Source organism: Caulobacter segnis ATCC 21756 (assembly GCF_000092285.1).
GTDB lineage: Bacteria > Pseudomonadota > Alphaproteobacteria > Caulobacterales > Caulobacteraceae > Caulobacter > Caulobacter segnis.
Genome location: NC_014100.1, coordinates 2,587,921 through 2,601,910 on the forward strand (window position 1 = coordinate 2,587,921; position 13,990 = coordinate 2,601,910).

General features: G+C 67.4%; 9 protein-coding genes. 2 read left to right on the forward strand and 7 right to left on the reverse strand.

The window, feature by feature from the left end:
* Positions 1–11 precede the first annotated feature (11 nt).
* From CSEG_RS11895 to CSEG_RS11920, 6 genes are all read right to left on the reverse strand, one after another.
* Positions 12–1,184 carry an acetyl-CoA C-acyltransferase gene (locus CSEG_RS11895; RefSeq protein WP_013079479.1) on the reverse strand — a complete coding sequence of 391 codons (1,173 nt, stop codon included), beginning with the start codon at positions 1,182–1,184 and terminating at the stop codon, positions 12–14.
* A complete protein-coding gene (locus tag CSEG_RS11900; RefSeq protein WP_013079480.1) occupies positions 1,185–2,078 on the reverse strand; it encodes an SDR family NAD(P)-dependent oxidoreductase in 894 nt (297 codons plus the stop codon).
* A 100-nt stretch (positions 2,079–2,178) separates the two neighbouring features.
* Positions 2,179–2,868: a TetR/AcrR family transcriptional regulator gene (locus tag CSEG_RS11905; RefSeq protein WP_013079481.1), complete on the reverse strand. Its 690-nt coding sequence runs from the start codon at positions 2,866–2,868 to the stop codon at positions 2,179–2,181.
* Between the two features lie 31 nt (positions 2,869–2,899).
* Positions 2,900–4,456, reverse strand: coding sequence for an AMP-binding protein (locus CSEG_RS11910; RefSeq protein ID WP_041538598.1), 1,557 nt, complete (start codon positions 4,454–4,456; stop codon positions 2,900–2,902).
* A complete protein-coding gene (locus CSEG_RS11915) occupies positions 4,453–6,099 on the reverse strand; it encodes a carboxylesterase/lipase family protein (RefSeq protein ID WP_013079483.1) in 1,647 nt (548 codons plus the stop codon). Before CSEG_RS11915 ends, CSEG_RS11910 begins: the two co-directional genes overlap by 4 nt.
* A gap of 9 nt (positions 6,100–6,108) precedes the next feature.
* A complete protein-coding gene (locus CSEG_RS11920) occupies positions 6,109–8,262 on the reverse strand; it encodes a TonB-dependent receptor (RefSeq protein ID WP_227878830.1) in 2,154 nt (717 codons plus the stop codon).
* Positions 8,263–8,560: 298 nt separating this feature from the next.
* Here CSEG_RS11920 and CSEG_RS11925 point away from each other — a divergent pair, with 298 nt between their 5' ends.
* A complete protein-coding gene (locus tag CSEG_RS11925) occupies positions 8,561–9,871 on the forward strand; it encodes a spinster family MFS transporter (protein ID WP_013079485.1) in 1,311 nt (436 codons plus the stop codon).
* A gap of 10 nt (positions 9,872–9,881) precedes the next feature.
* Here the strand turns inward: CSEG_RS11925 and CSEG_RS11930 are convergent, their stop codons facing one another.
* The gene (locus tag CSEG_RS11930) at positions 9,882–10,544 is read right to left on the reverse strand and encodes a TetR/AcrR family transcriptional regulator (protein ID WP_013079486.1); all 663 of its coding nucleotides are present in this window, start codon (positions 10,542–10,544) and stop codon (positions 9,882–9,884) included.
* Between the two features lie 195 nt (positions 10,545–10,739).
* On the opposite strand from CSEG_RS11930, the gene CSEG_RS11935 reads away from it, so the two are divergent.
* Positions 10,740–13,784, forward strand: coding sequence for a TonB-dependent receptor domain-containing protein (locus CSEG_RS11935; RefSeq protein ID WP_013079487.1), 3,045 nt, complete (start codon positions 10,740–10,742; stop codon positions 13,782–13,784).
* The last annotated feature ends 206 nt before the right edge of the window (positions 13,785–13,990 follow it).

Genomic DNA, 13,990 nt, shown 5'->3' on the forward strand with positions numbered 1-13,990 from the left:
GGCCTCTGGCCTCAAAGCACTTCGAACAGGCCCGCGGCCCCCATGCCGCCGCCGACGCACATCGTCACCACGACGTATTTCACGCCGCGTCGCTTCCCCTCGATCAAGGCGTGTCCCACCATGCGCGCGCCCGACATGCCGTAGGGGTGACCCATGGCGATCGCGCCGCCGTTGACGTTCAGAAGCTCGTCCGGAATGCTGAGCGCGTCGCGGCAGTAGAGCACCTGACAGGCGAAGGCCTCGTTGAGCTCCCAGAGACCGATGTCGTCCATCGACAGATCGAACCGCTTCAACAGCTTGGGAATCGCGAAGACGGGACCGATCCCCATCTCGTCCGGCTTCGTCCCGGCCACGGCCATGCCGACATAGCGACCCAGCGGCGCCAGGCCGCGCTTCTCGGCGAGGCTGGCTTCCATCACCACGCAGGCCGATGCGCCGTCCGACAGCTGGCTGGCGTTGCCCGCCGTGACCACTCCGCCGGGTCGCACGGCCTTCAGGGCCGAGAGACCCTCGAAGGTGGTGTCCGGCCGCACGCCTTCGTCGCGATCCAGGACCACCTCCCGGGCGCCGACCTCGCCGGTCGCCTTATCGGTGACCTTCATGGTCGCGGTGATCGGAACCAGTTCGGCGTCGAAGCGGCCTGCGGTCTGCGCCGCGGCCGCGCGGAACTGCGAGGAGAGGCCGTAAAGGTCGCAAGCCTCCCGCGTCACGCCATAGCGGGCGGCGACCGTTTCGGCGGTGTCCAGCATCGGCATGTAGGCGTCCGGATGCATCGCCACGAGGCCGGGATCCTGATCGACACGCATCTCTGGGGTCTGAACCAGGGAGATCGACTCCACCCCGCCCGCGACGATGACGTCCATGCGGTCGACGATGATCTGCTTGGCGGCCGTGGCGATGGTCATCAGGCCCGAAGAGCACTGACGATCCAGCGTCATGCCCGGAACCTCGACCGGAAGGCCGGCGCGCAGGGCCGCCATCCGGCCGATCGACGCTTGCGCGCCCTGCGGCAGGGAGCAGCCCAGGATGCAGTCCTCGACCTCGTCCGGCGCCGCTTCGGCGCGCGAAACGGCGTGGCGCAGGGCGTGGGCGGCCAGAACGGTCGGCAGGGTGTCATTGAACGCGCCGCGATAGGCGCGCCCGATCGGCGTACGCGCCGTGGAGACGATGACAGCGCTACGCATTTACGCACGCTCCGCGGCGACGCCGGCCATCAAGCCAGCGCTGGCCGTCTCGCGCTCGGCCTGGGTGAAGCCGTAGGCGGGGACGATCTCGTCGGTCCGATCGGTGACGGCGCCCCAATGGCGGATCAGTTGCTCGCCGGCGTCGGCGACAGCGCCGATGCAGCGGCCTTCCGTCAGGGTGATGTTGGCGGTGGCGAAGTGACCGGCGCCGGCGCAAAGGATCGCGCGCGTCGGAGCGTCGTCGCTGACCAAGGCCAGCAGGCCGGGGCTCACGAGGCCCGGATCGAGCAGCCGCAAACTCTCCTCGGACAGCACGCCCTCGGTCATTCCGGTCGCCGCCGTCGGCGCCAGGCAGTTGACCCGGACCCCGTACTTCTCGCCCTCGATCGCCAGGGTCTGCATCAGGCCGACCAGCGCCATCTTCGCCGCGCCGTAGTTGGCCTGGCCGAAGTTGCCGTAGAGCCCGGAGGACGAGGTCGTCATCACGATGCGGCCATAGCCCTGCTCGCGCATCAGGCCCCAGACCGCCTTGGCGCAGACCGCCGCGCCCATCAGGTGGACCTCGACCACGAGCCGGAAGTCGTCGAGGCTCATCTTGGCGAACGTCTTGTCGCGAAGAATGCCGGCGTTGCTGATCAGGATGTCGACCCGGCCCCAGCGGGCGACGACCTGCTCGACCATGGCCGTAACCGCCGTCTCATCGGTGACCGAGGCCGCCACGCCGATCGCCGCGCCGCCGCGCGCCGCGATCTCGGCGGCGACGCGATCGGCGGCCTCCTGCGTCAGGTCATTGACGACCACCTTGGCGCCCTGACTGGCCAAGTAAAGCGCGTGCGCGCGTCCAAGACCGCCGCCCGCCCCGGTGACGATCGCGACCCGTCCATCCAACAACATCGATAATCCCCTTTCGTTCGCGAACCTGGGCTCGCACATTGGTTCACTAACATTCTAGTGAATATCTTTGACAAGGCTACGCCCTGGCTGGAGCTGGCTTCTAGGTCGCCTGCTCCTTGCGCGCGCACACAGACAGGAAGCCGGCGGCCATGAAGCTGGCCATCCGATCCTTCACGGCGCCGAAGTCGTCCGACCGGCACACGCCGCCCGACAGCTTGTCGATCCGTCCCGTCCTCGCCAGGGTCAGCATCAGCGCCCCGGTGACGAAGTGGTAGCCCCAGAAGATGTCGGCCTCGGCGCAACCCGGCAGGGCCCGCTTCAGAAGATCGATCAGCCGCAGTACGACGGGATCGAAATGCTCGTCCATCAGGGCGGCGCCCCACTCGGGGGTGTTGGCCACCTGGGCGCCGAGAGCGGCGTAGTTCTTCCACCCCTCCCCGCCCTCGATGTAGAGGTCGAGGTCCGTATCGAGAAAGGCCCGCAAGGCCCCCTCCACGGTCGGCCTGCCCTGACATTCGGTGTCGTACGCCTCCAGCACCCGCATGCGCCGTTGGCTGGTGACCACCGCGCGCCGAGCGAAGACCGCGTCGAACAGGGCCTTCTTGTCCTCGAAATAGTAGTTCAGCAGCGTGTGATGCGCCCCAACGCGCTGCGCGACATCCTTCAGCGTGACGCCATGGAGCCCATGCTTGGAGAACAGCTCCTCCGCCGCGTCGAGGATCTGCTCCATCTTCTCGGCGCGCTGTTCGGCCTTGGTGACGCGACGGCGGGGGGCGGCAGGTTCGGACACTGGACCTTCCTTGGATATCGGACGGCGCGCCTCAGCCCGCGCCGTATTCCGACCGCAGCCGAATCTTGTCGATCTTCCCGGTCGGAGCGAGAGGCATGCGCGGCAGGCGATAGACGGCGTCGGGGATCCACCAGCTGGCCACGCGGCCGCGCAGCGAAGCCAACAAGACCTCGTCGCTGACCTCCTCTATCGTCTCCACCAGCAGGATGGGCCGCTCGCCCCACTTGGGGTCGGACCGTCCGATCACGGCGGCCATCGACACCTGCGGGAGCGCGCCGACCACCGCCTCGATCTCGGCCGGATTGATCCACTCGCCGCCGGACTTGATCAGGTCCTTGGCGCGTCCCGTGATCAGGAGATTGCCCGCCTCGTCGATGCGCGCCAGATCGCCGGTGGCGAACCACCCGTCGGCGTCGGTGGCCGGCTCGTCCTGGCCAAAGTAGCGGGCGATGACCGACGCGCCGCGCACGCGCAGATGGCCTTCGACCTCCCTCTGGCGCGGGAGGGCCACGCCGTCGGCGTCCGTCAGCAGCAGGTCGACGCCGACCGCAGGGCGGCCCGAAACCGCCGCCTCACCGGGGGCCGACAAGGGCGCCAGCACGCCGCAAGGCGACAGCTCGGTCATGCCCCAGCTGGTCTGGACGCGCGCGCCCAGGCGTTCCTCGATGCGCGCCATCAAGCCGGGCGGCATCGGGGCGCCGCCGACGATGATCCGCTTCAGCGACGGCAGGGCCTGGCCGGTGGCTTCGACATGCTCGATCAGGCCAGCCCAGACCGTGGGCACGCCGACGCCGATCGTGACGCCCTCGGCCGCGATCAGGCGGGCCAAGCTGACGCCGTCGGTGTTTCGCCCCGGCAGGACCAGCTTGGCGCCGACCGCCGGGGCCGCAAACGGCAGCCCCCAGGCGTTGGCGTGGAACATCGGCACGACCGCCAAGACGGCGTCGGCGCCCGAGATCGCCATGCCGTCGGCCTGCAGGATCCTCAAGGTGTGCAGATAGCTGGAGCGATGCGTGTAGGTGACTCCCTTTGGCGCGCCGGTCGTGCCCGAGGTGAAGCAGAGCCCGCACGGCGCGTTTTCGTCGAACCGTCCCCAGGTCCCGCGACGCGTTTCGGCCTCCACCATGGCCGCCAGCGTCTCGCCCTCGCCGGTGTAGCCGTCGATGATCAGCAGCCGCGCCAGAGCTGGCGCTCGGTCCATGATTTGCCGCGCCAGGGAAGCCAGGTCGGCCGAAGCGATCAGGACACGAGCCTCGGATTGGGCCACCATCGCCGCCAATTGCTCGGCGGTCAGGCGCGGATTCAGGGTATGGCAAACCGCTCCCATGCCCATCACCGCGAACCACGCCTCGACATGGTCCTGGGTGTTCCAGGCCAGGGTCGCGACGCGGTCGCCGGCTTGGACGCCGAGCCCGTCGAGCACGGCTGAGACCCGCAACGCCCGGTCGCGCAAAGCGCCGTATCCGATGCGATCGATCCGCCCCTCCTCGCGCGCGGTCACGACCTCCGCTCCGGGCGTCCACTTGGCGGCGTGGTCCAGGAACTTGTCGAGCGTCAGGGAGAACGCCTGCATCTCGCCGTCAATCATCGGCACTTGGGAACTCCAGGGGGTAGCGGGGGCGAGACGACGCCGACATTCCAGTTCCAGGACGTGTCGCCCTGGGCGCGGCGGCGGCACACCACCGCCTCATTCAGTTCGTACATGCCGGGTCGCAGATGAGTTCCGGGCCGCGCGTCCTCCGCGAACGCCAGATAGCCGCGGTCGGTCCCGTAGGGCGTCCACGCCGGCGCGTCGGCCGCGGTCGGGACGCCGTCGCGGGCGAAGCCTGTCCAGTAGCCGATCATCGCCGCCGACAGTTTCGCCTCGACCGGCGTGTCGGGGACCTTGGGCCAGGCCGGCGGCGTGGTCTTCGCCGTGCCGAACACATACGGCAGCTCGGAAGCATGGAAGCCGTGCAGACCCGCGGCGTCGGCGGCGGGATAGCTGTGGTCGAAATAGTAGAGATAGCCGGGCGCGCCGAGCTTGGTCTGCTTGGCGACGAGCCGTTCGGCGGTCCAGCCATAGAGCGCGTCGCGCGGCGCCAGCAGCACGCTCTCGGCGAGGTCGTCGGACGGATAGAGCTTGAGGAAATCGTCGGCGAGATCGCCGTAGCGAGTGCGGATCTCTTTCTCGTAGGTCGCGGCGTCGGCTGGCGGCGGCGGCGCGAGGATCCGCAGCGAGCGGATTTCGCCGCTGTTGAACCCCGCCAGGATCGGGACCCGCGCCTGCTCTCCCGCGTCGAAGGTGTCGACCAGCTGCTTGAGCAGAACCTTGCCGTCGACCGCCGCGAAGGTTTGAAAGCCCGCCATCAGAGCCGATGTCGTGATCGTCTCGGCGTCCATGGCGCGCAGATCGGCCAAGGTCTTGGCGCCCAGCTTGGCGGCCGTCGCCGAGCCGATCGCCTCGGCCGAGGGGTGGCCATGCCTGGGCTCGCTCAGGTGCGGCGTGGAGATCATGTAGGCGCTCTGGGCGATCGCCTTGCTGAACAGCCCCCGGCCCCTGGGCGAGGCCATCAGGTACATCACGCTGAGCGCGCCGGCGGATTCACCGGCGATGGTGACGTTGGCCGGATCCCCGCCGAACGCCGTGATATTGTCCCTCATCCATTCGAGGGCCGCGACCTGGTCCAGCAGACCGTAGTTGCCGGAGACGTGGTCGGGAGACTCGGCGCTGAGCTTCGGATGGGCCAGATAGCCCAGCACGCCTAGACGATAGTTGATCGAGACAACCACGATCCCTTGCCGAGCCAGGGCCGCGCCGTCGTACAGGCCTTCGCTGCTGGAGCCGCCGATCAGCGAGCCGCCATGGATCCAGACCAGCACCGGAGCCTTGCTGGCCGTGGCCGGCGTCCAGATGTTCAACGACAGGCAATCCTCGCTGAACGCCTTCAGCGGCGAGGCGTAGATGCTGCCCGTCCGGGGCTTAGGCTGCCAGCATGCCGGGCCGAAGTCCTGGGCGTCGCGCACGCCGCTCCAGCCGGGCGCCCGCGCCGGCGGTTTCCAGCGCAGCGCGCCCATGGGCGCGGCCGCGTAGGGGATGCCCTTGAACACCCGCAGCCCCTCCGCCTCGACGCCGCGCACAGCGCCGACCGGCGCGTGGACGACGGGCTGGTCGGCCAGCGCGACGGCCGGCGCCCCCGCCAGGGCCGCGAGCGCCAAGGCGAAGACCGATGGAAGGACGCGTCTGCGCATCGCCCCCTCCTAGAACGCGTAGCCCAGGCGCACGCCGGCCGTACGCGGCCGCATGGTCGCGAACCGGCTGGCGAGGAACGCCTCAGGGTGGACATAGGTGATCGAGTGATCGTCGAAGAGGTTCTCGACATAGGCCCCGATCGTGGTCTGGCCCATGGCCACGGCGAAGGTGGCGTTGACGTTCTGGTAGGAGTCCGTGAACCCGTAGGTCGCACTGGTCACGGTCGGCTGCCCCGGCACGCGCGGGAACGACCCCGGGTACGAGCCGACATGCTGCAGCACGACCGACAGATTGGCCTTGGCGCCAGGCGTCAGGTCCCAGCCGTAGTTGACGAATAGCGAGCCCTGGACCTTCGGCGAGGCCAGTCGCGCGCCCACCACCGCACCGGAGATCGCCGCCTCGGCCGGGCTCAGCTCCGTGACCTTGGCTTCGTTCAGCGAACCGTTCAGCCCCACGGTCAGCCCCTTGGCAGGATAGGCCAGGAGCTCCAGCTCGATCCCCTTGCTGCGCGCGGCGCCGATGTTGGTGGCGAACTGGACGCTGTCGGAGACCCGGTTCGCCTGGACCTGGATGTTGCTCCAGTCGATCAGATAGACGGCGACGTTGGCCGCGAGACGCCCGTTCAGGAAGCGTCCCTTGGCGCCGAACTCGTAGTTGACCAGATCGTCCGACGAAGCGCCGTTCGGGATGATCAGGTCGTTGGGGTTGACCAGGCTCGGCCGCCCCGCGAAGCCGTTGACGACCGGCGTGCGGAAGCCCGTCGAGACCGTGGCGTAGGTCGTCAGGGCCGACGACGGCTTGTACGACAGGCTGACCTTGAAAGAGGGCTTGCTGCCCGTCGCCTTGACGCCCGTCGCCGCCGCGATCGGGACCAGGGTCAGCGGTCCTCGGATCCCCAGTAGGGCGTTGGTCAGATAGGCGCTGTTGTAGCCCCCCGCCTCGGTGAAGCCTTGCGAGTCGACCTTGCCGTAACGGATGCCGCCGGTCGCCCAGACCTTGTCGGTGAAGCGGTAGGTCAGCTGCCCGAACGCCGCCTTCTCGTGCGAGAGGAAGTGGGTGTACTGGCGCTGATAATACTCGTCCGGCAGGCCGGTGATGCCTCGCGCCGCCAGGAAGGCCGGGTTGGAGCGATAGAAGTAGTCCACGTCCAGGCGGCGATCGAGATAGAAGCCGCCGATCACCCAATCGACCTTGCCGCCAGGGTCGGAGGCCAGGCGCGCTTCCTCGACGAAGGTTTGCTGGTTGGCGTTCGCGTCGAGGGCGAAGGCGATCGCGCCTCCAAAGGTGCCGGCCAGGTCGACGTAGAACTTCTGGTCGAACTTCGAATAGGTCGACGAGCTAGTCAGGCGCGCCCCGTCGAACTGGTAGTCGACCGTGACGTTGTGGGTGCGCAGCTTGCCGACGAAGAGGTCCGGGCGATCCGAGATCCGCTTCTCGCGGCCGAGGAACGGACTGATCATCGACGAGTCCTTCGGATTGCTGTCCTCGTAGGAGAACAGCGCCTTCACCGACAGACGCTCGTTCGGCTTCCACAGCAGGTTCGCGCGGCCGCCCCAGTTCACCAGGGTGTTGGAGTTGTGGACCTTGGTGCCGACGTTATCGAGATAGCCTTCCTCGTGCCGGTAGAAGCCGACGACGCGCAGCGCCAGCTTGTCCTCGATGATCGGCATGTTGAGCATGCCGTTGTAGCGTTGACGCAACGAGTCCGAGCCCGTCAGGCCGTAGTCGACGAGGGCCGCGCCCTCCCGGCTCGAGAGGTTCGGGGCCTTGGTGAGAATGCGCAGCGCGCCCGACAGCGAGCCCGAGCCAAATAGCGTGCCCTGAGGCCCACGGAGGAACTCGACCCGCTCGACGTCGAACAGGTTGGGATCCAGCACGGTGGTGTTGCCGATGGTCGAGATTGGCAGTTCGTCGATATAGACCGCGACCGTGCTCTGCAGGTTGGCTCCGTAGCCGTTGGTGGCGATGCCGCGCGCTGTGAAGTTGTTGAAGTTGGCGGTGGCGCGGTTCAGCACGACGCCCGGAGTCTGGCGCGCCAGACCCTCGTAGCCGACGATGCCCTTGGCGGTCAGCTCCTTCTGGTCGAAGGCCGTGACGCTGAGCGGCACGTCCTGGAGCTTTTCCGGGCGACGGGTGGCGGTGACGACGACTTCTCCCACCATTTCGGCGTCCCTGCGGTCGCCCCTTCCCTGCTCCGCGGAACTGGCTTCCTGAGCCAGCACCGGCGTTGTCGAAAACGCGACGAGCGCGACGGCGCAAGTCGATGCAAGCAGCCCAACCTTCATGGCTTCACTCCCCAAATAGCGCCGATCGTTCGCCGTCGACGTTGGGGGCCACGGTGGCGACGATCCAAGCCAATGTCAACATTCACTCTCACGAGCGTGAATGTTGACGGGGCGAGACGATTGACGTCATGCTCAGGGCAAGCCAAGCCCATGAAAGGGCGTCCGGGAGGAAACCTTGAACGATCTCGCGCGCACCAGCGACGCGGCCCTGCCCGCGCGCTCAGACCTTCCTCACGCCGCTCCAGGCCCGCAGGCCTGGATTGTCCTGGCGATGCTTTGGTTCGTCTACGTTCTGAACTTCCTGGACCGCCAGCTGATGTCGATCCTGGCCAAGCCGATCCAGGACACCCTGCACATCACCGACGGACAGCTTGGCCTGATCGGAGGCCTCTACTTCGCGATGTTCTACTGCTTCATCGCCATCCCGGTCGGCTGGCTGGCCGACCGCACCAACAGGGTCGCGGTGCTCAGCATAGCCTGCGGGATCTGGAGCGCGGCGACCGTGGCGTGCGGTCTGTCGCGCACCTATGGCGAGTTCGCCTTCGCGCGGATGACGGTCGGTTTCGGCGAGGCCGGCGGCGTGCCGCCCTCCTACGCCATCATTACCGACTACTTTCCGCCGGGCCGGCGTGGCACGGCGCTGGGGATTTACAATCTTGGCCCACCGGTCGGCGCGGCGCTCGGCATCGCCTTTGGCGGCGCGATCGCGGCGGCCTTCAACTGGCGCTACGCCTTCATCGTGCTCGGCGTCGTCGGCGTGGTCGCCGCCGCGGTGCTGCCGCTGATCGTGAAGGAGCCCCCGCGGGGCGGCCTCGACGGCGCGGGGACAAAGCCCGAGAAGGCCGCCTTCTGGCCCACCTTGCGAATGTTCTTCTCGCGACCGACCCTCATGCTGGCCGCGCTGGGCAGCGGCGCGACCCAGTTCGTGACCTATGGCCTGGGCAACTTCACCACGCTGTTCCTGATGCGCGAGAAGGGCATGAGCCTTAGAGAAGTCGCCGTCTGGTATGCCCTGGTCGTCGGCGTCGGCATGAGCGCGGGCATCTACGCCTCTGGGCGCGTGATCGATCACTTCACTCGCAAGTCGAAGGTCGTCTACGCCATGGCTCCGGTGATCTCCCTGACCTTGGCGATTCCGTTCTACATCGGCTTCGTTTGGGCGCCGAGCTGGCCCCTGGCCCTCACCTTCCTGATCGGTCCGACCTTCCTCAACTACTTCTACCTGTCGTCGGCGGTAGCGCTGGTGCAGGAGGAGGTTCGTCCCGAGCAGCGCGTAATGTCCGGCGCTCTCCTGCTGCTGGTGATGAACTTCATCGGCCTGGGCCTTGGCCCCACATACGTTGGCGCGGCCAGCGACTTCTTCCGCGCCAGCCATCCGCACAACTCGCTGCAGATGGCGCTCTTCACGCTGGTGCCGTTCTACGTCCTGGCGATCGGCCTCTTTCTGTGGCTGGCCCGGATCTTCCGCCGGGCGGAGGCGGGCTAGAGCCCCTCCTTCAGTCCTTGAGCGCGATGAAACCCGCCGCCATGAAGCGGGCGATCCGCTTCTTGATGGCCGGAAAGTCGTCGGAGTGGCAAAGGCCGCCGGACAGCCGGTCGATCCGGCCCGTGCGCGCCAGGGTGTTCATCAGCGCGCCCGACACGAAGTGGTAGCCCCAGAAGATCTCCTCGTCGGCGTAGTCCGGCAGCGCGCGCTTCAGGATGCCGACCAGTTTCAGCACGACGGGATCGAAGTGCTCGTCCATCAGGGCCGCGCCCTCGGGCGTGTTGCTGACCCGGGCGCAGAAGGCGGCATAGTTCATCCAGTGCTCGCCGCCCTCGTAGTAGAGATCGAGGTCGGTATCGAGAAACGCGTGAAGCGCGCCCTCCACGGTGGGCTTGTCGCCGACGGCCTGCTCGTACTGCTCCAGAGCAATCATCCTGCGCCCCGAGGTCACGCCGGCGCGCCGGGCGAACACCGCCTCGAACAGGTTGGTCTTGTCCTTGAAGTAATAGTTCAGCAGCGTCGTGTGGATGCCGACCCGCAAGGCGACGTCGCGCAGGGTCACGCCGTACAGACCGTTCTGGGAGAACAGGTACTCGGCCGCGTCCAGGATCTGCTCCAGGCTCTGGGCGCGCTGCTCGGCCTTGGTCCGCCGCGCCTTGGTGTCTCCCGACAAGCCGTCCTCCTCGTCGCTCCGTACCCGGGTAGTAGGGCGCGGCGCGCGCCTGTCAATCGTTCGCATGCCGCCGTCGCTCGCGAGGCTACGACCACGTGACCGAACAATGGTCATTGACGAGACGGTGACGATGCCACAACACTCACTCTTGTGAGAATGAGCGTTATAGACTCGTTCAACGGGAGGGATCGCACCATGAAGATCGGGCTAATGGGCGCGTCGGGTGTCGCGCTGCTGATGGGAATCGCGGGCTTGGGCGCAACAGCCCACGGCCAGGAGCGGGCCGCTCAGGACCAATCCACCCAGGTCGAGGAAATTGTCGTCACCGGCTCGAACATCCGGGGCTCGGCGCTCGACGCCGCCCTCCCCGTCGAGGTCTATTCGCAGGCTGACCTCGAGAAGCAGGGCTCGCCCACGGCGCTGGAATTCGCCAAGAGCCTGACGATCTCGGGTCCCACGACCGGCGAGTCCTATTATTTCGGCGGCCCAGCCTTGGTCGGCTCGGTGAACTACAATCTTCGCGGCCTGGGGGCCGACAAGACGCTGGTCCTTCTGAACGGCCGGCGGATGAACCAGAACACCGCCAATGTCCCGTCTATCGCCCTGGCCCGCACCGAGGTGCTGAAGGACGGCGCGGCGGTGATCTACGGCGCCGACGCCACGGGCGGCGTCGTCAACTTCATCACCCTGGACCGCTTCGTCGGCCTGCAGGCCCAGGCGCAGTACAAACAGATCAAAGGCTCGAAAGGCGACTACTCGGTCGGCGTCATGGGCGGGATTGGCGAGGACCGCGTCAACCTGTTGGTCTCGGCCGAATATGAGCACCGCTCGCGCCTGAACACCATGGAGCGGGACTTCACCAAGGCCTCGCTGACCCCGGGGACGGGCTACAATCCGGCCCCCTGGTCGACCCTGACCAACCTGACCGGCTGGATCCCGCGCGGCGCCCTGCCCGCCACGCCCAGCGCCACGGACGTCGGCGAATGGGGCCCGGCCGTAGGTGGGATCGTCTCGGACTTCACGCCCGCCAGCTGCGCGGCGGTGGGCGGCCGCTACGATAACAATTTCACCTGCGCCTACAATTACATCCCCTACTACCGGCTGGTGGAGAAGCAGGACATCTATCGGCTCTACGCCCAGTTGAAGGCGCAGATCACCGATACGATGAAGTTCCACATGGACGCCTCGTATGGCCGCGTGACCCTGCCGCAGGTGATGGGCTCGCCGGCCCAGCCCGTCTCGCGTGGCCCGGCCCTGGCCACCGGCGCGGTCAATCAGTTCTACGTGCCGATCACCAACCCGTTCGCGGCCGAGTTCGCCGCCAAGAACGGCATTGTCGGCGCCCAGGGCTTCACGCCCATCACCTACCGACTGTTCGGTCACGGCGGCAATCCGTACTACTCGGGCGGCGACGGCTTCGGCGTGGCCGACCGGATCGACAACAAGGTCTGGCGCGTGTCGGCGGGCCTCACGGGCGATCTCGGCGACCTTGCGCCGTTCGCCAAGCAGGTCGGTTACGACTTCGCCCTGACCTATAACGACGCCTACAACTACAACACCCACGCCGATACGATCGGCTATCGCCTGCAGGAAGCGCTGAACGGCTTCGGTGGCCCCAACTGCCGCGCCACGGACCTGGATCCCAGCCGCTTCGGCACGCAGAACGCCGCGGCGGCCGGCAAGAACGGCTGCCAGTACTGGAACCCCTTCTCCAGTTCGTTCAAGGGCCAGCCTGTTCGCGGCCTGGCCAATCCGAACTACGTCGCCGGCAAGGAGAATCCCGAGGACCTGGCGCTGTGGATGTTCGACCCGCGCGCGGTCGAGACCCTAAGCCACAACTTCACGGCCGATCTGGTGTTCAATGGCCGCTCAGGGATCCAGCTTCCCGGCGGCGACATCGGCTGGGCGATCGGCGCCCAGTACCGGTCCCTGGCCAGCCGCGTGAACGTGCCCAGCGCGTTCAACAATGGCTCGATCCAGTGCGAATGGCCCAGCAACACCACCAGCGCCAACGGCGCGGGCTCGGGTAATCTCAGCCCCACGCCGCTGCCCACGACGGATCCGAACTTCCGGGGCTGCACCCCCGATGCGCCGGGGCCCTTCGTCCTGTTCGCGCCGACCCTGCCCAGCCAGGCCGAACAGAGCCAGTACTCGCTGTTCGGCGAGTTGCAGGTTCCGCTGTTCTCGAACGTCGACCTCCAACTGGCGGCGCGGCGCGAGCGCTTCTCGAACGATCTGGGCGCCACGGTCTACAAGGTTTCGGGCAAGTGGAACGTCTGGGGGCCGCTGACCCTGCGCGCCTCGTACGGCACCAACTACCAGACCCCGCCGCTGGGCGTGACGCCGGGCGCGATCACGGTGGCCGCGCGCACCTATACGGTGGCGGCCAGCAACTGGCTGGCGGCGCAGTTCATCACCGACACCGACCTCAAGCCGGAAACCGCCAAGACGGGCAATGTCGGCGCCATCTGGCAGAGCCGCGGCGTCGCCGACGACCACCGATTCCGTCTGATCGTCGACTACTTCGACATCCGCACCAAGGACCAGATCGGCCAGGTCGCGGACCCCAACCAGATCGCCAGCCTGGTCTTCAATGGCGCGGGCGGCACGATCACCACCTGCGACGTCGCCAAGCAGCCGCTATTGGCGCGCATCACCTTCAACAACGGCTGCGCCGTGGGCATGAGCGGCGTCGGCAGCTTCTCGGCCGTCTCGACCCGCTACGGCAACGGCCCGGGCCAGACGACCAAGGGCTTCGATATCCAGGCCAGCTATGGCCTGCCGCTTGGCGAGGGAGACCTGGACATCAGCGTGACCGCCACGCGCGTCACCACGCTGAGGACCGGTCCCACCACGCTGGATGGGGTGACCATTTCGACCGGTGATGATCGGCTGGGAACACTGAACTTCGCCACCTTCGCCCAGGCCGCGCCCAAGCTCAGGGCCAACCTCGGCGTCAACTATGGGCTGGGTCGACAGAACTTCCGCCTGGGCGTCAATTTCGTCTCGGCGGTCCAGGACGAGCGAGCCGGCGTGCAGTATGGCGAGACCGGCGAGGACTGGGTGACGGCCGACTTCACCTATCGTTTGCAGCTGGGCGAGGACATGGCCCTGTCGGCGACCGTGGCCAACATGTTCGACCGCGATCCGCCGCCAGCCCAGGAAGAGTTCGGCTACGACCCATGGACCGGCAACCCGCTGGGCCGGACCTTCGAGATCGGCTTCAAGAAGGCCTTCTGATCCCACCTCGCGCCTGGCGGGCGATCTCGTCGCCCGCCAGCCTTTTTGAAGGCGGCTCCCCCAGGATCAAAGCCCATCATCGTCACTTTGGGAGGCCAACGCCTTGAGCCGTGAGGTTCACGTTAACCTTACAGGGCCGTTGATCTCGTCCATTTACCACGCAACCGCGTCGTTCCGAGAGCAGAACTGGCGCGCCGGCTGCCGGC